General features: G+C 68.4%; 21 protein-coding genes and 7 pseudogenes. 13 read left to right on the top strand and 15 right to left on the bottom strand.

Features of this window, described 5'->3' with window-relative positions; translation table 11 throughout:
* Positions 1 to 8 precede the first annotated feature (8 nt).
* Positions 9 to 569 carry a hypothetical protein gene (locus OH768_RS53935; protein ID WP_406465050.1) on the bottom strand — a complete coding sequence of 187 codons (561 nt, stop codon included), beginning with the start codon at positions 567 to 569 and terminating at the stop codon, positions 9 to 11.
* A gap of 794 nt (positions 570 to 1,363) precedes the next feature.
* Between OH768_RS53935 and OH768_RS53930 the strand changes: the two genes are divergently transcribed.
* The 8 genes and pseudogenes from OH768_RS53930 to OH768_RS53895 all read left to right on the top strand — a co-directional run.
* Entirely contained in the window at positions 1,364 to 1,858 is a 495-nt protein-coding gene (locus OH768_RS53930) for a winged helix-turn-helix domain-containing protein (RefSeq protein WP_406465048.1), read from the top strand.
* Positions 1,855 to 2,232 carry a hypothetical protein gene (locus tag OH768_RS53925; protein ID WP_406465046.1) on the top strand — a complete coding sequence of 126 codons (378 nt, stop codon included), beginning with the start codon at positions 1,855 to 1,857 and terminating at the stop codon, positions 2,230 to 2,232. The genes OH768_RS53930 and OH768_RS53925 overlap by 4 nt, the downstream gene beginning before the upstream one ends.
* A 145-nt stretch (positions 2,233 to 2,377) precedes the next feature.
* Positions 2,378 to 3,904, top strand: coding sequence for an IS21 family transposase (istA, locus tag OH768_RS53920; protein WP_406465044.1), 1,527 nt, complete (start codon positions 2,378 to 2,380; stop codon positions 3,902 to 3,904).
* Complete coding sequence (gene istB / locus OH768_RS53915; RefSeq protein ID WP_406465042.1) at positions 3,901 to 4,665, top strand: IS21-like element helper ATPase IstB; 765 nt, start codon at positions 3,901 to 3,903, stop codon at positions 4,663 to 4,665. The genes istA and istB overlap by 4 nt, the downstream gene beginning before the upstream one ends.
* 95 nt (positions 4,666 to 4,760) lie before the next feature.
* Positions 4,761 to 5,069, top strand: a pseudogene (locus OH768_RS53910) (transposase); the annotation flags it as partial.
* On the top strand, positions 5,057 to 5,359 hold the full coding sequence (locus tag OH768_RS53905) for a hypothetical protein (RefSeq protein WP_406465040.1): 303 nt from the start codon (positions 5,057 to 5,059) through the stop codon (positions 5,357 to 5,359). The pseudogene OH768_RS53910 and the gene OH768_RS53905, both read left to right, overlap by 13 nt.
* 276 nt (positions 5,360 to 5,635) lie before the next feature.
* Entirely contained in the window at positions 5,636 to 6,244 is a 609-nt protein-coding gene (locus OH768_RS53900) for a hypothetical protein (RefSeq protein ID WP_406465038.1), read from the top strand.
* A pseudogene (locus OH768_RS53895) lies at positions 6,241 to 7,089 on the top strand (ATP/GTP-binding protein); the annotation flags it as partial. The gene OH768_RS53900 and the pseudogene OH768_RS53895, both read left to right, overlap by 4 nt.
* Here OH768_RS53895 and OH768_RS53890 read toward each other — a convergent pair.
* Positions 7,080 to 8,234: pseudogene (locus OH768_RS53890) on the bottom strand (IS4 family transposase); the annotation flags it as partial. The pseudogenes OH768_RS53895 and OH768_RS53890 sit on opposite strands and share 10 nt — an antisense overlap.
* Positions 8,235 to 8,300: 66 nt before the next feature.
* Positions 8,301 to 9,045, bottom strand: a pseudogene (locus OH768_RS53885) (IS5 family transposase).
* Positions 9,046 to 9,169: 124 nt separating this feature from the next.
* Here OH768_RS53885 and OH768_RS53880 point away from each other — a divergent pair.
* Positions 9,170 to 10,021, top strand: coding sequence for a class I SAM-dependent methyltransferase (locus OH768_RS53880; RefSeq protein ID WP_406465036.1), 852 nt, complete (start codon positions 9,170 to 9,172; stop codon positions 10,019 to 10,021).
* Positions 10,022 to 10,267: 246 nt separating this feature from the next.
* Here OH768_RS53880 and OH768_RS53875 read toward each other — a convergent pair whose 3' ends face one another.
* From OH768_RS53875 to OH768_RS53860, 4 genes are all read right to left on the bottom strand, one after another.
* Complete coding sequence (locus OH768_RS53875) at positions 10,268 to 11,005, bottom strand: dienelactone hydrolase family protein (protein ID WP_406465034.1); 738 nt, start codon at positions 11,003 to 11,005, stop codon at positions 10,268 to 10,270.
* 361 nt (positions 11,006 to 11,366) lie between these two features.
* Entirely contained in the window at positions 11,367 to 13,664 is a 2,298-nt protein-coding gene (locus tag OH768_RS53870; protein WP_406465033.1) for an FtsX-like permease family protein, read from the bottom strand.
* The gene (locus tag OH768_RS53865; protein ID WP_406465031.1) at positions 13,661 to 14,359 is read right to left on the bottom strand and encodes an ABC transporter ATP-binding protein; all 699 of its coding nucleotides are present in this window, start codon (positions 14,357 to 14,359) and stop codon (positions 13,661 to 13,663) included. Before OH768_RS53865 ends, OH768_RS53870 begins: the two co-directional genes overlap by 4 nt.
* Positions 14,356 to 14,880, bottom strand: a complete 525-nt coding sequence (locus tag OH768_RS53860; protein WP_406465029.1) for a PadR family transcriptional regulator — start codon at positions 14,878 to 14,880, stop codon at positions 14,356 to 14,358. The genes OH768_RS53865 and OH768_RS53860 overlap by 4 nt, the downstream gene beginning before the upstream one ends.
* A gap of 197 nt (positions 14,881 to 15,077) precedes the next feature.
* Between OH768_RS53860 and OH768_RS53855 the strand changes: the two are divergent.
* Together OH768_RS53855 and OH768_RS53850 are read left to right on the top strand one after the other, a co-directional pair.
* Positions 15,078 to 15,961, top strand: a pseudogene (locus tag OH768_RS53855) (IS5 family transposase).
* 388 nt (positions 15,962 to 16,349) lie between these two features.
* Entirely contained in the window at positions 16,350 to 17,549 is a 1,200-nt protein-coding gene (locus OH768_RS53850) for an IS30 family transposase (protein WP_406465821.1), read from the top strand.
* Here the strand turns inward: OH768_RS53850 and OH768_RS53845 are convergent.
* The 4 genes and pseudogenes from OH768_RS53845 to OH768_RS53830 all read right to left on the bottom strand — a co-directional run bounded on the left by OH768_RS53845 (position 17,508) and on the right by OH768_RS53830 (position 20,407).
* Positions 17,508 to 19,214 (bottom strand): IS1182 family transposase, encoded by a 1,707-nt coding sequence (locus OH768_RS53845; RefSeq protein WP_406465027.1) that lies wholly within the window; start codon positions 19,212 to 19,214, stop codon positions 17,508 to 17,510. The two genes, OH768_RS53850 and OH768_RS53845, sit on opposite strands and share 42 nt — an antisense overlap.
* Before the next feature lie 153 nt (positions 19,215 to 19,367).
* A pseudogene (locus OH768_RS53840) lies at positions 19,368 to 19,631 on the bottom strand (IS5/IS1182 family transposase); the annotation flags it as partial.
* 188 nt (positions 19,632 to 19,819) lie between these two features.
* Positions 19,820 to 20,068: a transposase gene (locus OH768_RS53835; protein ID WP_406465026.1), complete on the bottom strand. Its 249-nt coding sequence runs from the start codon at positions 20,066 to 20,068 to the stop codon at positions 19,820 to 19,822.
* Between the two features lie 63 nt (positions 20,069 to 20,131).
* Entirely contained in the window at positions 20,132 to 20,407 is a 276-nt protein-coding gene (locus tag OH768_RS53830; RefSeq protein ID WP_406465024.1) for a transposase family protein, read from the bottom strand.
* A gap of 334 nt (positions 20,408 to 20,741) precedes the next feature.
* Between OH768_RS53830 and OH768_RS53825 the strand changes: the two genes are divergently transcribed.
* The gene (locus OH768_RS53825) at positions 20,742 to 21,437 is read left to right on the top strand and encodes a hypothetical protein (RefSeq protein WP_406465022.1); all 696 of its coding nucleotides are present in this window, start codon (positions 20,742 to 20,744) and stop codon (positions 21,435 to 21,437) included.
* Positions 21,438 to 21,480: 43 nt separating this feature from the next.
* Positions 21,481 to 21,804 (top strand): annotated as a pseudogene (locus OH768_RS53820) (transposase); the annotation flags it as partial.
* A gap of 512 nt (positions 21,805 to 22,316) precedes the next feature.
* Here the strand turns inward: OH768_RS53820 and OH768_RS53815 are convergent.
* From OH768_RS53815 to OH768_RS53800, 4 genes are all read right to left on the bottom strand, one after another.
* Complete coding sequence (locus OH768_RS53815; RefSeq protein WP_406465020.1) at positions 22,317 to 22,889, bottom strand: hypothetical protein; 573 nt, start codon at positions 22,887 to 22,889, stop codon at positions 22,317 to 22,319.
* Positions 22,889 to 24,439 carry a hypothetical protein gene (locus tag OH768_RS53810; protein ID WP_406465018.1) on the bottom strand — a complete coding sequence of 517 codons (1,551 nt, stop codon included), beginning with the start codon at positions 24,437 to 24,439 and terminating at the stop codon, positions 22,889 to 22,891. Before OH768_RS53810 ends, OH768_RS53815 begins: the two co-directional genes overlap by 1 nt.
* Positions 24,408 to 25,364, bottom strand: coding sequence for a type II toxin-antitoxin system prevent-host-death family antitoxin (locus OH768_RS53805; protein ID WP_406465017.1), 957 nt, complete (start codon positions 25,362 to 25,364; stop codon positions 24,408 to 24,410). Before OH768_RS53805 ends, OH768_RS53810 begins: the two co-directional genes overlap by 32 nt.
* Positions 25,365 to 25,434: 70 nt before the next feature.
* Positions 25,435 to 26,252 (bottom strand): IS5 family transposase gene (locus OH768_RS53800; protein WP_406465015.1). Its coding sequence is split into 2 segments (ribosomal slippage): positions 25,435 to 25,910 and positions 25,910 to 26,252, totalling 819 coding nucleotides; the frame shifts between segments, so codons are not numbered across the junction.
* Between the last annotated feature and the right edge of the window lie 42 nt (positions 26,253 to 26,294).

The raw sequence follows: 26,294 nt of genomic DNA, 5'->3' as shown, positions 1-26,294 counted from the left end.
CCCGACCGTCACTTCAGAGGGAGACCGACGGTGCCAGCGAACTCGTGTGTGAAGACGGTCATTACGTCGTCAGTTCCGAGGCAGAAACGCCCGTCGGGTGGCCACTGTGCCGGACGACCCGCGATAAGCCACACTGTGGCGGCAGGTGCACGAAGCTCGACAGCGACCGGCAGTCGGAGTCCGTAGTCACCCTCGGACCAGAGGATGTCGGCGCCCACGAGCGGAACTCCGATGAGCCCTGACCAGGAAGGATGGTCAGTTACAGCCACGGCTGGCGTCCCTCCGGGCTGTCCGATCATGGTCAATTGACTGGACATGGGTTCTTGGAAGATCTCCAGGCCGTAGCAGTCGAAACTGTTGCCCCACACTGCCGAGTATCGCGTGCCGTTCTCGGCGAGCAGACCGACGCCCATCGTGGGCTGGTGCCACACACCGAAGTCCCACTCCTCGACCTCGGCGCCATCGTCACCGCAGCTCAGCGGGTAGTAGGTCACTTCTATAAGGCGCGTACCGCGCAGACTTTCGACAGTTCTCGCATATTCATCCTCCGTGAACTCGGGCGACCGCATCGCACCATTCTCGTGGCCCTTCACCCGCCCAGGCATCCGAGATTGTTCCCTCCAAAGGATCCGCACCCGACGCAATTACCACGCTACTGGCGATCCCAAATCCACCTGCCGGTCGGGCAGTTCAGGCCGAACCACCAAAAGCGAGCGCCTCCAGGCAGCGGCCCTCACCAGCACGGCCAGGTCATGTAAAGTAAGCAAAAAACGCTCTACCGATCTTCGAAACCGCAGGCGAATAAGGGATCTTCCCCACGCACGTGGGGGTCTCTCAGACCGTCGTGTTCCAGGATGTCCCCATCTACGGTCTTCCCCGCGCACGCGGGGGTGCCTCGTGCGCGACACGGTCCGCGTAGGTCTTGATCGTGCCTTCCCCACGCGCGTGGGGGTCCGTCGCAGCAGGCCAGCAGACCTGTGGTGACCTCCCGGTCTTCCCCACACGTGTGGGGGTCTGTCCTCGCACCCAGTCTCGATGAGCTCGGCCAGCAAGTCTTCCCTACACAGGGAGGGTCTGTCACTACGGACGAACCGTCAGAGCACCGCGCTTGCGCACTCCCACTCGATCCCGGCCCGTGAGCTCGTCCCGGCCCTCAGCGGGCCGGTGATAGCTGATCGGCCGGCGGACGGACACAGCAGCCTGCAATGCCCGGTCACAGTGCTCGGGTTCATTAGCCCCAGCGGCGGTCCTTGGGGATCAGGCTTCCCACCCACCACGGACGGCTCTCAACTACTGAACTTGATCGGGTGATGTCGGGTTGTTCGCCGGACAGCAGGCAGGTGTCTTCTGTACTCCGGGTGCGGTGAGATATCCGCAGGGCGGCGGCTTGACCGACGCCGAGAGAGCTGCGCGAGAGCGGGTCCGGCTCCAGGCCGTGACTGGCTTCAAGGCCGGCGGGAAGAACCGGGAGATCGCTGCCGCGTTCCGAGTTTCGGAGCGGTCGGTGGAACGCTGGCGGCGCCAGTGGCGCGAGGAGGGCCTGGCCGGGTTGGCGTCGAAGGGATCACCCGGCAGGCCTCGACTGTCAGACGTGCAGATGGCCAGGCTGGAGCGGGAGTTGGAGCGCGGCCCGCTGGCCCACGGGTGGGTCGACCAGCGGTGGACGCTGGCCCGGGTGAAGACGTTGATCGGCCGCCTGTTCCACGTCTCGTACACCGTGGAGGGCACGTGGCGGTTGCTGCGGCGGCACGGCTGGTCTTGGCAGCAGCCTGCCCGGCGGGCGATCGAGCGCGATGACGATGCGGTGGAGCTGTGGAAACGGGAGGTCTGGCCGCGGGTAAGAGCACCGCGGCGGTGAACAACGCCTGGGTGGTCTTCGAGGACGAGGCCGGCCAGTCGATGACGCCGCCGCGCGCCAGGACCTGGGGCCGCCAGGGCAGCACCCCGGTCGTCCGTGTGCGCGGACGTGGCTCGGGACGTGTGTCGATGGCGGGGATGACCTGCTACAAGCACGGCGAGCGGTCCCGTCTGATCTACGCGATCCGCGAGTACCGGGGCCGCAAGGACGAACCGAAGGGCTTCGGCTGGAAGGACTACCGCGACCTGGTCATCCGCGCCCGCATGCAGCTCGGCGGCCCGATCGTCCTGGTGTGGGACAACCTGCGCATGCACCTGGTCGCGCTGTCGGCGGTCAAGTTTTTCCCCATCTGGGGTGGTTTGAGCGCCATGTAATTCCCCATCATGAATTCTCCTAATTGGCCATGGGTACGGCGGCGTTCGGGATCGAGGGACACCTGGCCATCGCGGCGTTGGCATGTCCTTCGACCTGTGGTTCGGAAGGCCGATGGCAGCCCGGATGGCAAGGAGAACGTTCGTCGTGGTCGACATCACCGAGATCTACGTCCACTGGTACGCGGGCCGCTCGAAGAGCGAGCTGGCGGTGTCGCTGGGGTTGGACCGCAAGACGGTCAGGAAGTACCTGGCGCCGGCGGAGGCGGCTGGGCTCGCGCCGGGCGGGCCGCCGATGGGCGAGGCCGACTGGAACAAGCTGATCAGGGGCTGGTTCCCGGAACTGCTCAACACCCGGCTGCGACAGGTAACTTGGTCGGAGATCGACCGGCATCGTGACTTCATCGAAGGTCTGCTGGGGACGGTGACCGTCTCCACGATGCCCGAGGCGCCGAGAAGATCGCAGGTCACCGTCCTGCGTGACGAGGTCGAGCCGGGCGAGGAGGCCCAGATCGACTACGGCTTCCTGGGGCAGTGGATCAATCCGCGCACCGGCAAACGGCACCGGATCTGGGCCTTCGTGATGGTGCTGCCGTGCTTGCGGCACATGTTCGTCCGCCCTGTCCTGCACCTTCACCAGCACGCCTGGACGGAGGCACATGTTGCGGCCTTCCGCTACTTCGGCGGTGTCCCGCGCCGGCTCGTGCCGGACAACCTGAAGACCGGGGTCGACAAGCCTGACCTCTACGACCCGAAAATCAACAAGGCGTATGCCGAACTCGCCACCCACTATGGGGCGTTGGTGGATCCAGCTCGTGCTCTGAAGCCAAAAGACAAGCCCAGGGTGGAGCGGCCTATGCCCTATATCCGGGACTCGTTCTGGCGCGGACGGGAGTTCATCTCGATTGAGCACATGCAGGCCGAGGCGATCACCTGGGCTCAGACCGTCGCGGGTCGACGACCGTGCCGGCCGCTGGACGGGGCCGCCCCGATCACGGTGTTCGAGGCGATCGAGGCCGCCGAGTTGCTGCCGCTGCCGCCCACGCCGTTCGTGCTGGCCCGCTGGTCGACTGCGACGGTCGGCCCGGACATCCACATCAAGGTCGGACGCACCCTCTACTCGGTGCCCTGGAAACTGATCGGCCGCCGCGTCGATGTCCGCTCCACCGCCACGATGATGCAGGTCTTCCATGACGGTCAACTGGTCAAGACCCATGCGGCACTTGAACAGGGCAAACGGACCGACAAGAGCGACTATCCGCCAGAGAAGATCGCATTCCAGATGCGCACGCCGATCTGGTGCCGCAGCCAGTCATCCGAGGTCGGGGACGCCTGCCGCGAGGTTGTCGACCAACTGCTGGAAGTCAACGCCCTCTACCGGCTCCGCGCCGCCCAGGGGGTTCTCGGCCTGCGCAAGAAGTACGGCGACACACGCCTGGAAGCCGCCTGCATCAGAGCCATCGTGGTTGGCGACCCCTCCTACCGCACCATCAAGGGAATCCTGATCGCCGGCACCGAGGCCGATCCCGAGCCCGAGACCAGCGGCGATGCCGGAGCCGCAGCCTTCCTGCACGGTCCGCAGCAGCTGTTCGCCTCCGCCGCGACGACCCCCGGCATCGCGGACGAGTTCCGCGACGACCAGGTCCACGGCGACCCCGAGGGGAGCATCCGATGAGCGTGATGGACGCAGCCCTGCGCGAGTCCCTCAAGGCCCTCCGCCTCTCGGGCATGCTGGAGACCCTCGATGCCCGTCTCTCCCAGGCCCATGGCGGCGAGCTCGGCCACCTGGACTTCCTGCAGGTCCTCTGCCAGGACGAGATCACCCGCCGGGAGACCGTCGCTTTCCAACGCCGCCTGCAGCGGGCCAAGTTCGAGCAGCAGGTCACCCTGGAGGAGTTCGACTTCGCAGCCTCCTCGAAGCTGCCCGCGGCCCAGATCCGCGACCTGGGTGCTCTGCGCTGGCTCCACTCCGGCGAGTCCGTAATTCTGTTCGGCCCGGTCGGAGTCGGGAAGACACATATCGCCCAGGCCCTCGGCCATCTCGCCGTCCGGCAGGGCGCCCACGTCCGTTTCGCCAAGACCAGTCGCGTCCTCGCGGAGCTGGCCGGCGGCCACGCGGACCGCACCTGGGCAAAACGGATCCGTGAACTGGTACGTCCCGACGTGCTCATCCTCGACGACTTCGCGATGCGCCAGCTCTCCGCGGCCCAGGCCTACGACCTCTACGAGCTGGTCAGCGAGCGACAGGGCCGGTCCCTGATCATCACCAGCAACCGGGCACCGAGCGACTGGTATCCGCTCTTCCCCAACCCCGTCGTCGCCGAGTCCCTTCTCGACCGACTGATCAACACCAGCCACCAAGTCATCATGAACGGCCCGAGCTTCCGTCCGAACAAGCGCCCCAAAAACACCACCGACAAGCCCGGCAAGTCCTGACCAACTGGACCCCGATCACGCGAGGGGCTGGGGAATTACGTGACCCCAGCCCTGGGGAATAACGAGGCGTTCCAGACGCGCCACTACGGGAGTTTTTCGAGGCAAACACCACTTGGCTCACCGTCTTTCAGTTACCGACCTACGCCCCGGACCTCAACCCTCAGGAAGGCGTCTGGTCGCTGGTCAAGCGCGACATCGGCAACCTCGCGGCGACTGACCTCGGCCAGATCACCCAGGCAGTGAAACGCCGACTCAAGCAGATCCAGTACCGCCCTGATGTGGTCGACGGCTGTCTCGCCGGCACCGGTCTGAACATGGATCCGGACCCTGACGGATGCGGTGATGCAAATGCCCGACCGCTGACAGCGCCAGGTATGGCAGCATCACCACCATGTCTTTGCTGACCTGGGACTACGACGGTGATCTGTTCTGCGCCCTCACCACCGAGACGGGTGCAGGCGAGGGCCGGATGACACATTTCGAGCTCAGCGAGGCCCGCATGGTTCCGGGCCGATCCTCTTCTCTGCCTGCTTCACCTGTTCCAGGGCCGACAGCCGTGACAGTGCTTGTCTACGCGCCCGAGGAGGAGAAGCCGGCAGAGGTCTACTTCGACGCAACGCAAACGCTGCCGTTCGCCGTCCTTCAGCACTTCGTGGCGCTCGTCGCCTCACGCCTGGCAAGCACAGGATCGTAGACCAGCCCTCCTGACAGCACGGCCAGACCCTGGGCCGACATCACGAGTTCAAGTTCAGTAGCAAGGCCAAAGCATAAAATAGCAGGCCAGATAGCCAATCTTATGGCCTTCTCATTTCAGTGCGCTGGGAATTCTCACATGATGTCACCAAGACTTCGCATTCGTTGTCACCACTTCTGCGTTCCGACCAGTAGAGATACACGACATCTAGATGAGAACCACTGATGACACCGAAATGAGAAGTCGCACGCACTCGCCCGGCGTCGGAGGCCGGCTATGACCGCGGCCGCCGCCGGCCGGGTGGGCCGCTTCTACACGACCGCCCGCCGCCACCCCTGGGTCCTGGGCAAGGTCGCCGACTGGAGGATCCCGCTCGGCCCGTACACACCCGCGCAGATCACGGTCGCCGTCGCCGGCGGCTTCCTCCTCGTCAAGACCATTGCGTGGTGGTCGTGGACGGGGCCGGTCCCGATCGTGGCCTGGCTGCTGGCGATCTGGGCCGTACGCCGTCCGAAGATCCGGGGGCGCGCCCCGATGCAAGCGGCCCTGGGCTGGCTGCTGCTCGGCCGGCAGCCGCACGGAGGGCGGATCGGCGGCCGCGCCGCCCGCGACCGCGCCTCGCGCCCCCTGCTCGGCGGCTTCACCATCGAGGGCCCGCTGCCCGCACCCGCTGCGGCGGGCGCACCGCCTCGCGCGGCTGTACAGCGCGCCACCCGGTCACCGCACGCGAGCACGGCCGCCGCCCGCTCGTCTACGCGCCGCCGCACAGAGCCGGCTGCGCCGGTGGCGCCGGTGGCGCCGGTGGCGCCGGTGGCGCCGGTGGCGCCGGTGGCGGGTGTGCAGCAGCTGCTCGCTCTCACCGCGCAGCGCGGGGGTGTGCGATGAGGGTGCCGATCCGTCACGTCGCCGGGCATCTGGTGTGGTCGACGCACGGCAGTGTGTGGGCGCTCTACCGGCTGCACCCCGGCCCGGACGCCCGCGGCCGCAGTGAGGAGACCGTGCAGGGCACCTACGTGCCCGCCGCGGTCCGCGACGAACAGCTCGCCAGGATCACCCACCTGATCCGCTCCCTGTCCGGGGCTCCACGCCTGTTCGGGCTGTGCGCGCAGGTCGATCCGGGGGAGATCGCCCTGCGCATGATCGAGGGCATCGAGCCGGCCGACACGGCCCCGCGCGGCGGTCCGCATCCATGGGTGGAGAACGTCGACGCCACCCTCGATCTGCTGGACGACCAGGAGATGCACCGCCGCACCCTGTGGCTGGCGGTGCCCCTGCAGACCGAGAGCGCCGGCCTGCAGGTATCGGCATCGCTCGGCGCCATGTGGGCGGAACTCTCACCGGCGCTGGGCATGCGGCCGGCTCCGGTGGCACGGCGTGAAGTGACCGCCTACCGCGAGCAGGCCTCCCGGGTGGAGGCCGCGCTCGCCGGCGGCATCGCCTTCCGTCCCGCCCGCCCGGCGGAGGTCGTGTGGATGATCCAGCACGCCCTCCACCGCGGCCTGGCGGAGCCGCTCCTGGCCGAGGCCGAAGCCAGCGAGCTGTACGGAGGGCAGATCCGCGAGGGCGTGCTGCACTCCCCCAGCTACGCCGACCTCGGCCAAGTACGCCTCCAGGAAGGCGGCATCGACCCCGAACTCGACGACACCGACGACCTCAAGGGTGCCGGACAGATCACGCGGTCGGGCCGCACTGCCTGGTGGCGGCTGAAGACGGACTCCCCGCTGCGGCGGGCCGCACGCAGGGTGTCGGTGAACGAAAGCCGGTCCGGGTCGATGCCGTGGACGGCAGCGGTTCTGGACATCAGGGACCTCAGAACGTGGTGGACCAGCAGATGGGCCCAGATCTGCTGGCGCACGCCGTCGGGGGTCTTGCTGGCCAGGACGACGCGGGGGCCGCGCTGGTGGGTCTTGATCTCGTCGAAGACCGACTCGATCTCCCACCGCCGGGCATACAGGGCCGCGAGTTCGGCCGCGGGGAAGCGTTCCGCATCGAGGAGGTCGGTGACCAGGCGGTAATGCGTGTTCTGGGTGCTCGCTGCGCCGCAGGACAGTTGGTAGGCGAGCACCCTCACGCGCACCGGATCGCGTTTCTTGCCGTCGGTGCCTGCGTGCAGGCGGCTAAGCCAGGAGCCGTCGGGAAGGAGTTCCTGCACGGGCAGGACCCGGTTGGCCGACACCCGCCACAGCAGGTGGGCGCCGGTGGCGGTGAACGCTCTCCACAACGGCACTCCCAGGAACTCCCGGTCGGCCAGGACCAGCATGTCCGGCCCGGTGGAGCGGACCAGACGGGCGGCGAGGGTGAGTTCACCGGTCCGGCAGCCGGCCAGTTCCGCGTCCAGCACGGCATGGGTGCCGCACTCGACCAGGGCCGCCATCCGCACCTGCGGGAACGCGGACCTGTCCGGGCCGCGGGTGTTGCCGGGACGGCCGAACTCCTGGTCGTTCACGGCAGTGTCGGCGGCATCCCAGCAGGTGCCGTCCACCGCCGTCAGCCGCAGCCCGCGCCAGAACGCGCCCGGTGTCTCCTCATCCGCCAGCGGACGGACGGTGGCCGCGAACAGCACCCGCAAGGGCTCGGAACCCAGTCGGCCACGGGCCCTGAAAAGGGAGGACTTCGCCGGGATCCACCAGTTGCCCCACAGCCCGCCCGCACGCAGCCCGTCGGTCAGATGCCGCAGCACCTCCAGATACGGAGCCAGCGAAAACAGGGCCAGACCGAGGACGAAGTAGACCACCACCCGGGCGGGAAGCAGCCGTCTGCGCTGCTCGGTCCGGCCGCACGCAGCGACCACCCGATCCACCAGACCCGGCGGATACACCCAGGTCAACAACCCCAGACGGGATAACTCCGGGACACTCTCCGCCACCGGCACCACCCCCGACGCCCTGCCAGCAGACTACGCCGCCAACTAAAGCAACGGCATTGGGGCTAGGGTCCGTCTTCAAACTGATCTTGCCCAGAGCAGGAATGACGCGAGACTGACCGCTGCCTCGTAGGAGGTGGCGGTCTTGTCGTATCTGGTGGCGATGCCGCAGAAGCCCTTGAGGCGGTTGAAGCAGCGCTCAACTACGTTGCGGCGGCGATGGATTTGACGGTCGAATGCCGGTGGCCGACCGCCGCGACTGCCGCGGTTGTGCCGGTGTCGCTGCTGGTCCGCTTTCTCCGGGATGGTGCAGGCGATGCCGCGTTTGCGCAGGTAGGCGCGGAATCGCAGGAGCGCGAGCGGGCGACCCTTGCCGTCGCAGGCGAGATGGATTTTGGTGGTCAGGCCTCCTCGGGCTCGGCCGAGAGCGTGATCGTCTGGTTCGTCCGGCCGGTGGGTCCCCTTTTTCGGCCGGTGGCGGCGGCGTGCTGGTGGGCGCGGACGATGGTGGAGTCGATCTGGACGAGCCAGTCGATGTCGCCGGCCGCGTCTGCGTGGGCCTGAATCTGCTGGAGAGCCCGGGTGAACACGCCGTCCAGCGCATAGCGGCGGAAGCGGTGTAGACCGTCTGCGATGAGCCGTAGCGATCTGACAGGTCACGCCAGAAGATCCCGGTCCGGATCTTGTAGACCATCCCGTTGACGACCCGCCGATCCTCCACACGCGGTCGGCCCGTCGCGGCCCGCGGTATGAGTGGAGCGAGTAACTCCCACTCCTGATCGGTGAGTTCATGGCGACGTATCACCCCACCATGATCCACCATCCGGTGATCTTTGAAGACGGACCCTAGTGGTCGTAGGCGGTCAGTGCGCGCATGACTGGCTAGCCGCGCATGAAGGTGGCTCCCCTCATCAGGCCCCTTGGAATCGATCTTCTAGGCTGGCGCGGTGACTGATGAGCAGGAGCGGGTGCAGCCGTCGGGAGTGTGGGCCACGGCGGTGGGGGTGGCCAGGGTGCGGGCACTGGAGACCGAGCGGGAGAACGCGCTGTTCCGCGACCCGCTGGCACAGGCCTACGCCACCGCCGGCGGCCTGTGGCCCTCCTCGCCACCGCTGCCCGATGACGAGGCCGCGCGCCGCCGTCGGCTGGCCGTGTCGCTCTCCATCGTCATCAGGACGAAGTTCCTCGACGACCTGTTGCAGCAGGCCTCCGCGTCCGGGGGCCGGCAGGTCGTGCTGCTCGGCGCCGGCATGGACAGCCGGGCCTTCCGGATGCACTGGCCCGAGGGCACCCGCCTGTTCGAGGTCGACACCGCCGCGCCACTGGACTTCAAGACTTCGGTGCTGCGCCGGGAGCGGGCCGTCGCACGCTGCGAGCGGATCACCGTCGCGGTGGATCTGCGTGAGGACTGGCCAGGCGCGCTGGCCGCCGCAGGGCACGACCCGGCGGTGCCGACCGTGTGGATCGCCGAAGGACTGCTGATCTATCTGCCCGAGGATGCGGTGGAGCTGCTGCTGGCCCGGATCAGCACGCATTCGGCGGCAGGCAGTCGGATGGGGCTGACATTGGGCTCGCGCGGCGTGATCGAGCGCTTCGGCGCGGACGCCGTGCCGGGATCGGCGGCGTCCATGTGGGTCTCGGAGATGCCCGACGACCCGGTGGGCTGGCTGGCCGGGCACGGCTGGGAGGCCAGCACCCACACCCTGCGCGAACGTGCTGCCGCCTACGGCCGCCCGATCAGCACCCCGCCGCAGCGCGAGGAGCGGCCCGGCGGCCTGATCTCGGCGGTCCGCCGGTAGAGCGCCTCCCGCTTCCCTCGATCACGCTCATGCCCCGCAGACTCACCCGGCCCGCCGTCCAGCCCAACGCATCCCTGCCCCGATCTGCCGAACCTGTCCACGCTGCTTGAGGCGTCACAGGTCCGACGGGAGCGGCATCGCGATGGACGCGACGATGCCGTCCATCGCGTCGTTCACGACCGCCTCGCGCTCGGCCGGGTCAGTGCATGACCCCGGCCAAGCCTGGGGCCAGCATGTTCGCCTGGGTCATGCCCCCGGATCCGCCGTCACAGGCAGGCACTCGGCGAGCAGGTCGACGACGTCGCGCCAGGCTCGCTGCGCGTGCCGCGGATGGTAGCCGACGCCGAGGACCGTGGGGTGGTCGACCGGCGGGTGGTGGAAGGCGTGCAAGGCCCCGCCGTAGACCGCCAGGCGCCAGTCGACGCCCGCGGCCTGCATCTCAGCGGTGAACGCCTTGCGTTGCGCGGGCGGCATGATCGGGTCTTCCGACCCGACCCCGGCCCACACCGGGCAGCGAATGCGCGCCGCCTCGCCAGACCGGCCCGTGGTCAGTGCGTTGACTGTCCCGATCGCGCGCAGGTTGACGCCGTCGCGCCCCAGTTCCAGCCCGACAGCGCCCCCGGTGCCGTAGCCGACGGCGGCAATCCGGTCGGAATCGGTCCGCGGTTCGGTGCGCAACACGTCGAGCGCTCCATGGCCGATGCTCCGCATCCGGTCGGGATCAGACAGCAGTGGCATGCAACGGGCCAGCATCTCCTCGGGGTCGCTCAAATAGCGCCCGCCGTGGAGATCGAAGGCCAGCGCTATGTATCCCAGCTCGGCGAGAGCATCGGCCCGGCGGCGCTCGACGTCGCTGAGCCCCATGCCCTCTGGTCCGAGCAGCACTGCGGGCCGACGGTCGACACCGGCCGGGAGCGCGAGGTGCCCGACCATCGTCAGACCGTCGGCCGGGTACTCGACCGTACGCGTCGTAATCGTCGTCATGAGACTGGACCGTAGCGATCGTCGAGCCCGGTCCGGCCGCTGTTCTGCCGCCGGCAGAGCAACGCGGACATCCCCCTGAAATACGACGAGGGCTCACAAGAACCGTCACAAGTCTCGTCCCCACGACAGCTATCCATCCCGTCGCCCTTTTGACCCGTATCTCGGTCAGGCCTCTCACCGCTCGGATGCTCGGGCTGGTCACGGCCGGATGCCTTTAGCGAAGTTCATCCGTCGTAGCCGATCCTCGGTGTTCGTCAGCACGAGCAGGACTCACAGCAGTGAGTTCTCGATCCAGGCCGTCCTGAACGACGGACGGCTCGGACAGGCTGCGGTCAGCCGGTCCGAGCCGTCGCCGTTCCTGCTACTCGTTGCGTGCCGTTTCAGGTCCCGTGATCCGCCTGAGCAGCGGCATCGTGGACGCGATGACCCCCAGCGAGGCGACGAACCCGGCGAGCACGATCGCGTAGTACTGGATCCCCGGTGCCTGGATCGAATACCTGAACTGTGCCTGTACGAACAGCTGGGCGGCCAGGAAGCCCATCCCGATCGCCACCACGGCGACCACCAGGAGCGGGACCACGCTCTCCAAAAGCACTATCCGCCGCAGTACCCCGAGCGGTGTGCCGGTCAGCCGCAGCAGGCTGAAGGGGCGCTTGCGGTCGCGCAGGCCCCCAGCCACGCTCACCGCCAGGCTGCAGCCGGCGATGGGGAAGCTGACCAGGATGACCACGTTGGCCAGTTGCTGGTATCCGGCGAGCTGTGCGCCACTTTGCGCATGGTCCTCGCGGACGGTCCAGGGGACGTCGCGGTCGGGATACGTGTTCGCGAGGATGGTGCGCGCACGTTCGACCGCCGACGTCGACCCGTTGGTGGCCACGACGATCTCCTGGACGGGGAGGCGGGCGAGGCGCTGGGCGGAGATGTCGGCGGCGGGCCATGCCGTGGGCCAGTGCATCCAGTAGTACGTGCCGAAGCTGCCGTAGTTCTGGGGGAGCGACGCCGCTTGGGCTCCGGAGGCGCATGCGCTGTGGGCCGGCATCTTCGCGAGCTCCGTGCACGAGGCCAGGCCGGCCACCGGCGGGGTCCCGACGCCTTGTCGGGCGTGAATGGTCGGGTCCGTGGTGCCGAGCGGATTCGTGTGGATCATCAGCACGCCTTTGACGCCCGGTACGGAGTTCAGGTCGCCGAGCGCGGCCTCCGGGAGCGGGGGCACGCTGCCGATCTGACGCCCGGTAGCGCGGTTGAAACCTTCGGTGTAGTTGGCGTCCAAGGCGCCGGCGACCGTCCGGCTGGCCTGCGGGATGCTGCGCTCGGCGTTCAGCGAGCCGATGATCCCGACGGCCGCGCTGGTGACGCACAGGGCGAGGACCAGCCCGCTGACCGCGCGGAAGCCGGCTTTCGGGTCGTCCGCGAGCCGTCGGCCCGCAACGAGCAGTGCAGGGCGGCTGGTCTGCCGGGCCAGGAGGCGGGCTCCGGCCATGGTCAGCCACGGTCCGGCGATGACGAGTCCGGTCAGGACCAGCAGGATTCCCGGGACAAAGACCCAGATCTGGCCGTTGGTGCTCCTGGGCACCCGGCCGATGATGTACGAGAGTTCGGCGATACCGGCGGCCAGTGGGATCACCCGGTAGATGCGCGGCGGGCGCGGCGTGACGCGCCGAGTGACCCCGAGCGGGGAGACCTGCACGCGGCGCAGAGCAATCCGGGCCGCGACCGCGGCCCCCACCGGGACAGCGACGGAGACGAGCAGGATCTCGCCGGTCCGCAGCGTGAGGTCGCCGGCGAAGTACGGCGTACTCGTGAGGTTGACCAGGGCCAGCTGCGTACGGAACACGTAGAAGAGGCCGAAGCCGACGGCCGTGCCAACGATCGCGGCGAGGGCCGATTCGACGGCGGACAGCATCGAGATCTGCCGCGGTGTGGCGCCCACCAGGCGCATCGCGGCGAAGCGCTGCTCGCGGCGGGCGGCTGCCAGCCGGGTGGCCGTGCCGATGAGGATAAGCACGGGGAAGATCAGGGCGGTGCCCGCGACGGAGAGGATGAGCTTGATGCCCCTGCTGTCGATGCCCGCCCTGACCGTGCAGTTCGTGCCGTTGCAGCTGCTGGGGGTCACGGTGGTGATCGTGGTGACCTGGGTGGCGTCGCGCTGCTTCGCGAGCTGGTCGGGGCGGTGGCCGACGACGATGACCATGGAGTCGGGGCCCGGGAGCCCCGCGTTGCCGACCGTGCCGACCTGGTGGCCGGGGTAGCGGTCGGCGAGTTCGGCGGCCGGGACGGAGTGGAGGAGCTTGCTCAGGGCCGGTGAGGCGTAGTACTCGCCCGGTCGGGGAAGTCGTGAGAGTCCTGGTGGGACCGGGGAGTTCGGGCCGGTGGCGGCGACGTCGACGCGGCCGATGGTTTTGCCGTCGAAGTGGTCCGCCCTGAGCAGCCACCACAGCGGGTCCGTGTCCGCCTTCGCTGCCGACTGGCTCGATGTCCCCGTGCCGGAGCCGGTGTTGAGCCAGGCGTTCCGGCTGTTCTGGGTGGCGGTGGCGTTGATGGCCGCCAGGATGCTCAGCAGCAATCCGACGCCGAGGGCGACGGCGGCCACGATGATGGCGAGACGGGCGGCAGCCTCCCTCCCGCCGCTCAGGGTGAGGCGCAGGCCGAGGCGGATCACGAGGTGAGCCGTTCGACGAAGAGCGGCGTGACCCTACCATCGCGGACGATGACTTCACGCTTCGCGAAGGCGGCCACCCGCGGCTCATGGGTGACGAGGACAACGGTGGTGCCCTCCTCCCGTGCGGAGGCGACCAGCAAATCCATCACGTGCTCGCCGGTGAGCGAGTCGAGCGACCCGGTCGGCTCGTCGGCGAACAGCACCCTGGGCCGGGACACCAGGGCGCGGGCCAGGGCGACACGCTGTGCCTGCCCGCCGGAGAGCTCGCCGGACCGGCGCCCCTGGAGACCGTCCAGACCGAGCCGCCCGAACCACGATCGGGCCTCGGCCAGCGCGCTCGCCCTGCGGGACTTCGCGAGCAGCAGCGGCAGAGCAACATTCTCCTCGGCGGTCAGCTCGGGGACGAGCTGACCGAACTGGAAGACAAAGCCGAACCGGTCCCGGCGCAGCGCGCTGCGCTCGGGCTCGCCCTGGGTGTCGACGCGGCGGCCGTCGAACCAGATCTCGCCGGAGTCAGGTGTCAGGATCCCGGCCAGGCAGTGCAACAGCGTGGACTTGCCGGAGCCACTCGGTCCCGTGACGGCAAGGATCTCGCCGGCACGGGCGCAGAGGTTCGCACCCTGCAGCGCGGGCGTCTGCCCGAACGAGAGGACAGCATCTCGCGCTTCCACCAGGAAGCCGTCGTCCGAACTCATGAGCGCACCTCCGCTGTCAGAGCGGCGAGCCGTGCCACGGTCTGGTCCATCCACCGCAGATCGGCCTCCAGGTGGAACACGCCGTGATCGGCAAGCAGCGAGTCGATCGTGCTGCCGGTCCGGCGCAGTTCGGTCAGCTCCCTCATCCGCTCCATGTGGGCGGCACGCTGGATGTCGAGGTACACGCGGGGGTCGCGCTCCAGCAGCACCGCCAGTACGACCTTGGTGAACAGCACCGTCTGCAGGTGCGGTTCACCCTCGACCGGCTCGGTCAGCCAGCCCTCGACCTCCGTGACTCCCAGCTCGGTGATCACGTAGCGCTTACGGTCCGGCCCCGAACCGGGCCCGGTATCGCCGACCTCGACCTTCCCGTCACGGGCCAGGCGCCCCAGGGTCGAGTAGACCTGCCCGGCGGGCAGCGGCTTACCCCGGCCGAAATAGGTGTCGTAGTCGCGCTTGAGGTCGTAGCCGTGGCTCGACTCCCGTTCAAGGAGTCCGAGGAGTGCCAGAGGAACAGTCATACCTCAGTATCTACACTCAGTATCTAGTCGGCGTCAATGGACGACTTGACCCGGCACCAGGCTGGGGCTACGTGGAGAAAGCGACGACTGGCCAGCGGATGCGGGCCCCGGAAGCACATGACGGCCAGGGCGGGCAGGCCGGTGCGATCGCCTGTGGGTCCAGGGTCTGTTGCAAAAGTTGATCTTGATGGTTGGTGATCACGTTCTGTGGGGCGTGGGATCTGACGAACGGCCAGTGGGCCCGGCTTGAGCCGCTGTTGCCGTGGGGCATCAAGCCGGGCCGTCCGCCGGTGTGGACGCGGCGGCAGCTGATAGACGGCATACGGTGGCGGACCCGGACGGGTGCTCCGTGGCGTGACGTGCCGGAACGCTACGGGCCGTAGGACCGGGTCTATGACCTGTTCCGGCGCTGGCAGCGCGATGGCACCTGGGCCCGGATCGTCACTCAGCTGCAGGCCGAGGCGGATGCCAAGGGCCTGATCATCTGGGACGTGAACGTCGACTCCACGGTCTGCCGGGCCCACCAGTACGCGGCTGGGGCGGCGAAAAGGGGGATCTCCAGAAGGAACCGCCCGGCGGGATCACCATCGAGCCGGCCGACCACGGGCTCGGACGCTCCCGGGGCGGCCTGACCTGCAAGATCCACCTCGCCGTCGAGCAGGGGCAGAAGCCGCTATCGGTGGTGATCACCGCCGGACAGCGGGGTGATTCGCCTCAGTTCGAGCCGGTCCTGGAAGCGATCCGGGTGCCCCGCCCCGGAGTCGGCAGGCCGCGCAAACGGCCGGACCGGGTCCGGGCCGACAAGGCGTACGACTCCCGCAGCAATCGCGCCTGTCTGCGCAGACACGGGATCAAGGCCACGATCCCGGTCCCGACGGACCGCGTCCGCAACCGCCTCAAGCGCGGATCGCGAGGCGGACGGCCGCCCAAGTTCGACAAGGACGACTACAAGCAGCGGCACGCGGTCGAGTGCGGGAACAACCGCCTCAAGCGCCACCGGGCTGTAGCCATGAGGTATGACAAGCTCGCGGTCCGCTACGAGGCGACCGTGCTGGTCGCAGTCCTCAACGAGTGGCTGTGACCAGCACTTTCACAACAGACCCCTTGACTCTGTCGGGGATCTTGGAGCGGTCGAGGTCAACTGCCCAGCGTTCGCCAGGACTTCGACCGGGGGATGCTGGGTGGATTCAACTGGTCGTCGCAACACTTTGATCTCGGAGGTGTGCGACGTGGCCACGGCGGACTGGAGTTTGAAGACCAGCGATGTTCCGGAGGGTCGGCGTCGGCAGTGGCGCGCTGATCGTGCGTTGCGGCCGGCGATGCGTTCGCCGGGGCGGCCTGATCCGTCTCGAGTCGTGCAGCGCCAGTTCTGGCGGCTGATCGCCACAGGGGTCACGACGGTGGAGGCGTCGTTGGCGGTCGGCGTGTCGTGGCCGGTGGGTGCGAGGTGGTTTCGTCACGCTGGCGGCATGCCTCCGATCTCGTTGGCCGAGCCCACGGGCCGGTACCTCGCGTTCGAGGAGCGCGAGGAGATCGCGATCCTCAGTGCGATGAACAAGGGCGTGCGCGAGATCGCCCGCGCCCTGGGGCGTGACCCCGGAACGATCTCTCGCGAACTGCGCCGCAACGCCGCCACGCGCAGCGGCAAGCAGGAGTACCGCGCGACGGTCGCCCAGTGGAAAGCACAGCAGGCCGCCAAGCGCCCGAAGACCGCGAAGCTCACAGGCAACGACAGGTTGCGTGAGTACGTGCAGGACCGGCTCGCCGGCAGCGTCCGCCGCCCCGGCAACACGATCGTCCCCGGACCCAGGACGCCCGCCTGGAAGGGGCTGAACAAGCCGCACCGGCAGGACAGACGATGGGCGACGGCATGGAGCCCGGAGCAGATCTCGCACCGTCTCCATGCCGACTTCCCCGATGATGAGTCCATGCGCATCAGCCACGAAGCGATCTACCAGGCGCTGTTCATCGAGGGCCGTGGCGCGCTCAAGCGGGAACTGGTCACGTGCCTGCGCACCGGCCGGGCGCTGCGGACTCCCCGTGCACGGTCACAGAACAAACCGCAGGGGCATGTCACCGCGGACGTCATCCTCAGCGAACGCCCCGCCGAGGCCGCAGACCGCGCGGTCCCCGGACACTGGGAAGGCGATTTGATCATCGGGACGGGTCGCTCCGCGATCGGCACGCTGGTCGAGCGCAGCAGCCGCTCCACGCTCCTGGTGCACCTGCCCCGGCTCGAGGGCTGGGGCGAGAATCCGCCCGTGAAGAACGGCACCTCACTCGGGGGCTATGGCGCGATCGCGATGAACGCGGCGCTCACGACGTCGATGACGCAGCTGCCCGAGCAGCTACGCAAAACCCTCACCTGGGACCGCGGAAAGGAACTCTCCGGCCACGCCCAGTTCGCCATCGATACCGGGACGAAGGTGTTCTTCGCCGATCCCCACTCGCCCTGGCAACGACCGACGAACGAGAATACGAACGGGCTGCTGCGTCAGTACTTCCCGAAGGGCACCGATCTGTCCCGGTGGTCGTCCACGGACCTCGAAGCCGTCGCCATGGCGATCAACAACCGGCCCCGCAAGACCCTCGGCTGGCGGACACCCGCCGAGGTCTTCGAAGAGCAGCTACGCTCGTTGCAACAGCCCGGTGTTGCAACGACTGGTTGAACTCGCCCAGTGCTGGTCCAGGAAGGTCTGGAAGGCGGTCGGTGGCCGTGGTGAGGGGGTTTCCTCAGTCGGTGGCAGGCCGCTGAGGCGTTCGATGTTCACGGCGATGGCCGTGAGTACGTGTTGCAGATGAGTTTTCGGCTGTCCCCGGTAGCGGCAGCGGCGCATGCCGTGTCCATGGGCGAACTCGTTGATGGTGCCCTCGACTCCTGAGCGGACCGCGTAGCGGGCCTTCCAGCCGGGGGTCTGCTGCTCGGCGCGGACACGGAGTTGCAGATCGCGGAGTTCTCGTGGGGGAAAGCCCACGGTCCCGGCGCTGTCGGCGGTGGCGGTGCAGCGGGTGCGGACCGGGCAGGGGCGGCACTGGCTCTTGGTGAACCGGGCCACGATCAACGGGGCGGCGGTGGGCGAGGACGTCGGGTAGGGGCCGTGCCAGCCGGCGCTGACCTGGCCCTGGGGACAGGTGACCTGTCGGCGGTCGAAGTCGATGTGGAAGTCGTCCCGGCCGAAGCCCTCGTTCTTGCGGTGCTGGCGAGTGGGGTTGCCCGGCAGTGGGCCGCTGACGGTGACCTGGTGTTCGCGCTGGGCTCGTTCCAGGTGGACCAGGGAGGTGTAGCCGCCGTCGACCAGATGCTCGGCTGGCAGCAGCCCGCGACGCGCCAGCCGGGTGTGGATGCCGGGCAGAGCCTGGCCGTCGTTTGTGGCAGCCGACGTGGTGGCCACGTCCGTGATCACGTTCACGCTGCCGGAGGCACACGTCTCGGTGACATGTGCGGCGAACCCCTTCCAGCTGATGATGTGCCCATGCCGGACATAACGCGCCGTGATGTCGTAAGGGGAGGCGATCGCCGAGGAGGAGGGCGGTAGCCCACCGTCGTCGGCGGTCCGCCAGCGCAGGCGGCCTGTCGCGTCGGGGTAGTAGTTCTGCACGACGATCTGCCGCAGCGCCTCGGCCTGCGGGCCGGGCCGGTAGCCGGATCCGTGCCGGTGGAGATGCTCCAGCAGCCGACAGGCGTCGTCGCCGGCGGCGAGGATCCTGGTCTTGGGCCGGGTGGGGTTCTTGCCCAGGCGGACCGGACGGCCGTAGCGGCGCCCCCACTCCTCGTCGACCAGGCCGACCAGCAGGTGCCCGGCCGTGCGGGCGACTTCTTCCAGCGCGGCACGGACGGCCTCGGTGACCAGTTCCAGCCGGGTCAGGTCGCGTACCGCGGCCAAGACGTGGGTGGAGTCAGTGCGCTGCGTGGTGCGCTCGCGTACGAGTCCGGCCTCCTTCAGGCGGGCGAGCGCCAGATCGAGAAGACGGTCGGCGCGGTCGTCCTGAGCGATGCGCTCGCGGAAGTCGGCCAGCACACTGTGGTGGAAGCCGGGATCGTCCAGCTCCATGGCCAGCGCGTACTTGAAATCGATGCGGCAGCAGACCGCTTCCGCCGCCTGCCGGTCCGACAGACCCAGCACGAACTGCAGCACGCAGACGGTGGCCAACTGGGCGGGCGACAGGCCCGGACGGCCGTCGCGCGGGTACCAGCCGGCAAAGTCCTCGTCGTGCCACAGCCCGTCCAACCGGTCCCGCACCCATATCGCCGTCGTACCGTCCGGGTTGCTCGCCCGCGCGATCTGCGCGGTCAGAGCCGGAACTTGCTCACCGGAACGGGAACGGAGGGACAACGCACACCCCAACAGCTACATCGGCCTGCAGAACAGCCCCGAGCATGCCCGTTGATCATGTCGTTGCACCGGGAAACTCCAAGATCCCCGACAGAGTCAAGCTAGGGGGCTCGCATCCACAACCGCTTCGTCGTCCCATCAGGAGGCATCGGGCTGCGCGATGGTGGCTTTGATCTCGCGCCTGCGCAGGTAGGCGCGGTTGTCGCGGCTGGAGTCCGCCTTGTCGCCGCGCACCCGGTCCGGCCAGCTGCGCGGGCGGCCTGGTCCGCGGCGCCGGATGCGCAAGCCGTTCAGCACCGGAGCGAACATCGGGCTGTCACCCGGCTGGCCGGGCGAGGTCAGCCACTGCAGCGGGCGGGCCCGGTCGTCGGACAGCAGGTGGACCCTGCTGGTCAGCCCGCCCCGCGAGCGCCCCAACGCCTCCCGCCCATCGGCCTCATCACGAGCCCCGCCCCCTTTCGCGGATAGTCGGCCGGAGGCCTGCGGGGAGCTCCGGCCGCGTGCTGATGCGCCCGGCAGGAGGTCGAGTCGATGTTCACGGCCCACTCCTGCCGGTACACCTGGAGGGCGCGTGTGCCGTCGGGGTCACCGGCGTCCGCCTCGATCTACAGCTCGTGAAGGATGGTCTGCCAGGTGCCGTCGGCCGACCAGCGGCGATGCCTCTCGTAGGCGGTCTGCCAGGGCCTGTATCGGTCGGGCAGGTCAGGCCAGGGCACCCCGGTCCGGGCCTGGAACAGCACCCCGTTGATCACCCTGCGATGATCCGCCCACTGCCCGCCCGGCCTGCCATTGCCGGGCAGAAGAGGCTGGATCCTCTGCCGCTGCGCGTCCGTGAGTTCGTATCGCCGCACCATACGGGCGTCCTGCCCGGCAACCCACGAGATCCACCCAGCCCACCAAGAGCCATCAGAAACGGCCTAGACCTGTTCGGCGAATGCCTCCTGGGCGCGGCCGGCGTTGTCGCAGAACAGCCGCCGAACCGACAGCTCAATCACGCTCCGGCGGCCGCCCACCGACGCGTCGGCAAGTCGGCGCTCGTACCGGCTGTGCGTCCGTCGCGACGGTGTCCCGCATGCCGGGCAGGCGTAGTCCCGCCCATCTCGGGTCCGCGCCACAACACATAACACGCCTTCTTTCAGCACCATTTGCTCCACGCGTACCGCTTCCAGATGCGGAAACAGCCTCTCGATCAAGCCCTCACACGTCAGCCAGGATCCCGGCAACGTGACCGCATGTCACCGGCGTTCGGAAGCGTGATCGCCTTCACGGAATGCCCGCCAGGACCGTTCAACGGCCCCGGCATATTGGCCTCCAGGGGCCCCGGGAAACGGGCCGCGTCGACGCATTGAGGAGTAGTGACGGGTTGAAGCGGCCCCACCTCAGCTCATGCAGTGAGACGGTTCTTCGGCTGTCCGGTAGGGGCGGTGCTGTCGAGATCAGCTCCGAGTCATTCCATTTGGCTCGCACCAAGGTAAGTGGGCGCAACCCTCCTTGGCCGTTCCGAGTCGAACCTCCCAGGGAGGCGCGATGGTCGGCAGGACTTGGGAAGCTGGGCGACGGGCGTGGGGGCTCGCGGCCTTGGCGCTGCTCCTCGTCCTCGGCGGAACTGCCGTGCTCGCCGTGCCCTATCGCCACAGCCTTTCCACCGTGCGAGCCTACGAGGCCGCACCAAAAACCCGGGGCATCCCTGCCGTGGTCAGGAACCTGGAGGACCACTCCAACGGTCATGGCGGCAACTACTGGTTGGAGGTCGCGGGCCCCTCGTCGGTGTCCGGCAGGATCAGCCTCGACGACTCCGGCCCTGTGCTGTCGAGGCTGCGGAAGGGCGACCGCATCGGGGTGGTCGTCTGGCACGGCCACCGCACCGACATCACCTTCGACGGGCGCGTTCAGCAGACAGTTGAGGCGCCGACGACGTATCCGGGTCTCTACCTGGGCGCCGGCCTGAGCATGCTGGGCGGCGGGGTGCTCGCGCTGTGCACCGCCGTTTGGCTGCGCCGGGGTACGCGTGAGCCGGCCCGGCGCCGCGCCGCGGATGGGCTCCCGCTCACCGGCAAGATGATCGCCGGAGCCTGCGTGCTCACCGTCGTCTCCGGCATCGTCACTTCCGGCGCACACGAGAGCGACCCGCTCGGATTCGTCGTCACCTGGCTGCTCCTCGCCCTCGTCAGCCTCGCCGTCTGGGCGGTGAGGCACCGGATCCGGAACCGACGGCCCGGCTGATGGTCCCAGCGCAACTCAATCCCCGGGACCACTTGACGACGTCCCCCACCGCCTACACGCAGATAAAGCCTACGGTCGCACCGACCTGCGCAGGTGGCTTCGATGGAAGCGAATCGGAGTACGCACCGCCTGCAAAGGCATCGAGTCCAGCGAGCGATTAGGACGTCGGAGGTGGGTGATCGCGCGCACGATGTCGTGGCTGTCCGGCTACCGCAGACTCAGTCCCCGCTACGAGCGTCATCCCCGGAACTACCTGGAATTTTTCGGACTCGCCGCCGCCCTCTGCTGCTACAAGCGCCTCGTCCGCCTCACCACGCAGGACATGGTCTCAACGTCGATCGTGCATGAGTCCCCGTCAGCAAGCTGACGGGGACTTTCGCCTGTCGGCTGCAGGCCATCCGCCGCCGGGTGCCGATCAGTCGTCGCCGAGCGGCCAACCTTCACCGCAGCAGCTGCAGTGCGGAATGGGACAGACGCAGCCCCGACGGGTGGGCAATGACTCGGGGGCTCTAGGCGGGGAAAGTTGCTGTCAGTCGACAACCCATCTACCTGAGGTTTCGGTGTCCCGTCTCCCCAGCCCCTCAATCTCACAGTCAGGGCTGACACTCGAGCCCGGCTTGACCAAGAACGGACTACTTCCCAGGCTCTGCTTTACGGCTTCCTCACGGCCTCGAAGCCACACGTTGCGGGTCCAGGGCACGGCGGGTGACTACGCCTCCCCCGGGCTTGTGCCCGCGGCTTCGAAACCACTCGAAGCTGGACGCTCACGGCTGCCCCCTGTCGACAATGTTCAGCGATAACGCGGGGCGTTTAGGGCCGATGGTCATACGCGGGTTCCCTGGCTGCTGTAGCAGGCCGTGGCCTGCCCCGCTGTTGGTGCTACCTGAGTTCAACGGAGTACGAGCTGCCGTCGAAGGTCCATCCGTCGGTACCTTCACCGATGTCCTGCACGATCACATCGTCGATGAAGTGGTCCTCGAACTCCCTGTCGGTGAACTCGCCGGCGATCCAGAGTTCCTCGATCGCGTCCCAGTCGCCCCGGCTCCCGTCGATCCTCAGGGGCGCGGCAGCGCGTGTTCCGCGCTCGCGACGGTCGGTTCCGGTGGTGACGTAGCCGCTAATCTCCCACTGGCCGTCCTTGACGTGGTCGGGGATCGGGCCGGCGGGCACGATCGCGACGTTCTCGTAGGCGGTGTGGATGAGGTCCCGGTAGCCGCGGCGGACGTTGTACTCAGGATCAGACAGCCAGTTGAGGAGCGTTTTAGCGGTGACGTCGAGGCCGGCCTCGTCCAGAGCCTGGTAGCCGCGGTAGGTTGCGGTGAGCTGGGAGAGCTGGGCATGCCAGTGCTTGGCACTGTAGGACGACAGCCGGTGGCGGGGCGTGACCTGGGCGCGCAGGAGGTCGCCGAGGGCGGCGCCCAGAGACCCTCCGCGACCGGTGGGCCCGGCCATCAGTCGTCGCCCTCAGGGATCATCTCGCCCACCTGGATGAACTTCGCCTTGACCTCGCCGAAGCCCGTCCCGATCCGGTACGTGGCGGGCGGCGTGTCCTCGGGTGTCCAGAAGACGGCCGCGTCGACGTTGCGTAGCGCGATGAGCGTGTGCCCGGTCTGGACCGCCTTGAAGGCCGCCATCCAGTGCCGCACGGACGCCTCCGCGACCATGCTCATACGCCAGTCCGGCCTCCAGAACGGGGACCGCTGTTCCTGCCGCTTGGGCCACAGCAGACGCAGCGCGATCGACAGCCGTGTCTTGTACGCCTTGTACGGCTCACCGCCAGCCTCGACGAGCTCGGTACGCGCCTTCCGGGTGGCCTCGTAGAACGGTTTGAACAGCGACTCGTTGGCCTTCCCCGTCCACGAGTCGTAGATGGTCGGCATTGCGGTGAGGTGCTCTTCGCGGACGAGCCTCGCGAGCTGCTTGATGTGCGGGGTGGTCACCCAGACGCGGCCCTGTTCGTCGGGCCGGTCGATGATTCGTCCCAGGGGGTGCGGCATGTCGGTGCGCGTCCACTGCGGGATGTCGATGAGGTAGATGCCAGCGCTGGCCTTGTCGAACGCGTCGAGGGGCCCGGTGTTCAGCAGCTTGTTCGGGGCGAGAGGGACGGCTGAACAGGCGGACGGGTAGGAGCCGTTGCGGTCGATCAGGCACATCACCCCCGCGCCGAAGGAGTCGGGCACGTCGAAATGGTCTCGCCGGACCCGCTTCCTGTTCTCCCGGAGGAAGGGCACGCGCGTGTTGGTGACGTCGGGGTGGACCCAGCGAGGCTCGCCGTCCATGTGCTCACTGATCAGCAGCCACGGATCGCACTCCCGTGCCTCGACGCCGATGACCGGGATCGGGTGCATCTTCGAGCGGCCGACCGCGTCCCTGAGGATCTTCAACGCGGGGAAGACCGCTGTCTCGGCCTCGTCCTCCTCGTCCCCCGGCTGAAGTTCCACTTCCCTTTCTGTGTCGTCTTCATCGTATGGAACGTGTCCGCTGCTCGCGACGGGATGGTCGGCACCGGCAAGCACGGAGTCATAGGTGTTCAGCGCGGCGGTGAGGCGGCGTCCCTCGTCGGTGTCCGGCAGTTGGGGCGGTGCCGCGGCGATCTCGGCGAGCGACGGCCCGAGGTCGTCAAGGACGTCCTGGGCGCCGTTGGCGAGTGCGGTGCGCAGCGCGGCCAGTACATGGGTGACGGCGGCGGGCACTCCCTGCCGTGCGCCGGAGGTGTAGGGAAGTGCTGCCTCGGCCAACTCCCGTTCCACGGCACTGCCCCGAAGGGGCGCGGGTTGGTCTTTGGCCGTAGGGGCGGCGAGGGAGCTGCCGGCGTCGAGGAAGCGGGCGTGCAGCAAGTCGGGGCTCAGGTATGCCGAGCCGATCGTGCCGAAGTCGCGCTCGGCGACCGTCACCTGGACCTTGGCAGGGTCCTCGGTCGGCGTGAGTGTCAACGTGATGTCGGCGTCCAGGAGTCCCAGGAGGGTGGGGTCATCGCTGTCGACGATGGCGAGGACCGGCACGTGCAGGGTGCGCGCGAGGGAAGCCAGGACCTGAGAGGCATCCGGAAGACGGTCCCCGGACAGCGGCAGGCGGGCGCTGCGGGCCCGCTTGGAGGCGGTCCACGACCACAAGGGCCAGGCCCTCCATGTGCGGAGCGGTCTCCGCGATGTCCACGGCGGTCAGATCGCTGCCGTCGTCGATCATCAGCAGGTCGCCCGCCTGGACCAGTTGGTGGGCGACCTGCTGCTCGTGCTCGGTGAGGCGGCCCTGCTTCAGGCGCGGGTAGTCGCCCCCGGTCTCCGCGGAGATGATCCGGCGGAAGATGTCGTCCCGGTTCGGTCCCGACGCCGCGTACAGAACCGTGCGGCGGTCGACGAGAGCGGTCCGCCGCGCGGCCGCGAGTCCCAGGAGGCTTCCGCCGATGTTCGGGGCAGCCGCCACGAGGGTTAGCCGGCCCGGCTGCAGACCGCCCGTCGCGGCGTCCAGCCCGGGTAGTCCGAACGTGGGGCCTCCGGTGAGGACGGAGGTGAGAACGGACACGGCGTCGCCGAGCGTGGTGAGCCTGCGCGGCGTAGTGCCGCTGTCCTGGTCGGCTTGGCTGTTCACCGCACCTCCTGCGGTCGCCGCGCCGGGGGGCGCGGCCGTGTCGGTCGAGAGGACACTTGAGGCGGGGTCGGCGGGGAGTAGTACCGCGACCGGTGTGCTGTTGCGCCGGAGCACCTGCGGCTGGCCCTGAGCCGCCAGCGTGATGAGATCACCGAAGTCCCTCTGAGCCGCACTCAGTACGTGGGACGGGAACGCGCCGGGCTGCCGGGCTGCCGGAAACCGGGCCAGCGGTACGAGAAGGGCGTGATCATCCCGCTTGTGGATCAGCGTCGAGACCCCGTCCCTCTCGGCACACTTCACCAGGGCGAAGAGCTCCGTGCGGGCCTCGGTCGCAGTCATCGCGGTCTCGGCCGATGGCTTCTGACTCTGACTCACTCACCCTCCCAGAATGCCGAACTAAGAGGATGTCTCACGTGGTGAGTTTTGCGAGCTTCTTGTAGCAGGTCAGGGCTGCCGCGAGGCCGAGGAAGGCGAGGAAGTGACTGCCCTTGCGTTCGTATCGGACGGTGAGCCGGCGGTAGCCGAACAGCCAGGAGATCGACCGCTCGATCTTCCAGCGGTGGCGGCCCAACCGCTCGCCAGACTCGATTCCCGGACGCGCGATCCGCGGGATCAGGCCGCGGACGCGGAGCCAGGCCAGGTGGTCGGCGGAGTAATACGCCTTGTCCGCCCGGATTTTGACCGGTCGCCGTCGGCGCGGTCCGCGTCTGGAGCGGATGGCGGGTATCGCCAGGATCAGCGGCTTGAACGCCTGGCTGTCGTGCAGGTTCGCCCCGGACACCGCAACAGCCAGCGGGATGCCCTGGGCGTCGGACAGGACGTGCAGTTTGCTGCCCTTCTTGCCGCGATCGACCGGATTCGGCCCGGTCAGCGTGCCCCCCTTTTCGCCCGGACGGACGCCGCGTCGACGATCGCCGAGGTCCAGTCCACCTCGCCCCTGGCGCCGAGTTCGTCCAGTACCGCCCGGTGCAGCCGGCGCCACAGGCCCGTCTCGGTCCACACCGCGAACCGGCGATGCGCCGTAGCGGGAGACGTACCGAACGTCGGTGGCAGATGCCGCCAGGCGCAACCGCTGGTCAGCACATACACCACTGCAGTGAACACGGCCCGCTCATCACACGGAGCAGTCCCGCCACCCTGCGGACGAGCAGCGAACGACGGCAGCAACGGGACGACCAGCTCCCACAGTTCATCAGGAACCAGCCGCTGTGACAGATCAACACCCACGACCGGCATCATGCCGCACGTACATCACGCCACGTGAGACAT

It is taken from the genome of Streptomyces sp. NBC_01622 (genome assembly GCF_045209635.1).
Classification (GTDB): Bacteria; Actinomycetota; Actinomycetes; order Streptomycetales; family Streptomycetaceae; genus Streptomyces.
The sequence above is the reverse complement of the archived record's forward strand: the minus strand, read 5'-3'. Positions and strand labels throughout refer to the sequence as shown.

Bases quoted from the DNA above. Each gene is read 5' to 3' on its own strand.
- OH768_RS53865 (WP_406465031.1), bottom strand. From the start codon at position 14,359: ATGAGTTCGGACGACGGCTTCCTGGTGGAAGCGCGAGATGCTGTCCTC.
- OH768_RS53815 (WP_406465020.1), bottom strand. From the start codon at position 22,889: ATGGCCGGGCCCACCGGTCGCGGAGGGTCTCTGGGCGCCGCCCTCGGC.
- OH768_RS53825 (WP_406465022.1), top strand. From the start codon at position 20,742: ATGGTCGGCAGGACTTGGGAAGCTGGGCGACGGGCGTGGGGGCTCGCG.
- istB (WP_406465042.1), top strand. From the start codon at position 3,901: ATGAGCGTGATGGACGCAGCCCTGCGCGAGTCCCTCAAGGCCCTCCGC.
- OH768_RS53805 (WP_406465017.1), bottom strand. From the start codon at position 25,364: ATGACTGCGACCGAGGCCCGCACGGAGCTCTTCGCCCTGGTGAAGTGT.
- OH768_RS53850 (WP_406465821.1), top strand. From the start codon at position 16,350: ATGCCTCCGATCTCGTTGGCCGAGCCCACGGGCCGGTACCTCGCGTTC.
- OH768_RS53875 (WP_406465034.1), bottom strand. From the start codon at position 11,005: ATGACGACGATTACGACGCGTACGGTCGAGTACCCGGCCGACGGTCTG.
- OH768_RS53835 (WP_406465026.1), bottom strand. From the start codon at position 20,068: ATGGTGCGGCGATACGAACTCACGGACGCGCAGCGGCAGAGGATCCAG.
- OH768_RS53860 (WP_406465029.1), bottom strand. From the start codon at position 14,880: ATGACTGTTCCTCTGGCACTCCTCGGACTCCTTGAACGGGAGTCGAGC.
- OH768_RS53900 (WP_406465038.1), top strand. From the start codon at position 5,636: ATGACCGCGGCCGCCGCCGGCCGGGTGGGCCGCTTCTACACGACCGCC.
- OH768_RS53905 (WP_406465040.1), top strand. From the start codon at position 5,057: ATGTCTTTGCTGACCTGGGACTACGACGGTGATCTGTTCTGCGCCCTC.
- OH768_RS53935 (WP_406465050.1), bottom strand. From the start codon at position 569: ATGCGGTCGCCCGAGTTCACGGAGGATGAATATGCGAGAACTGTCGAA.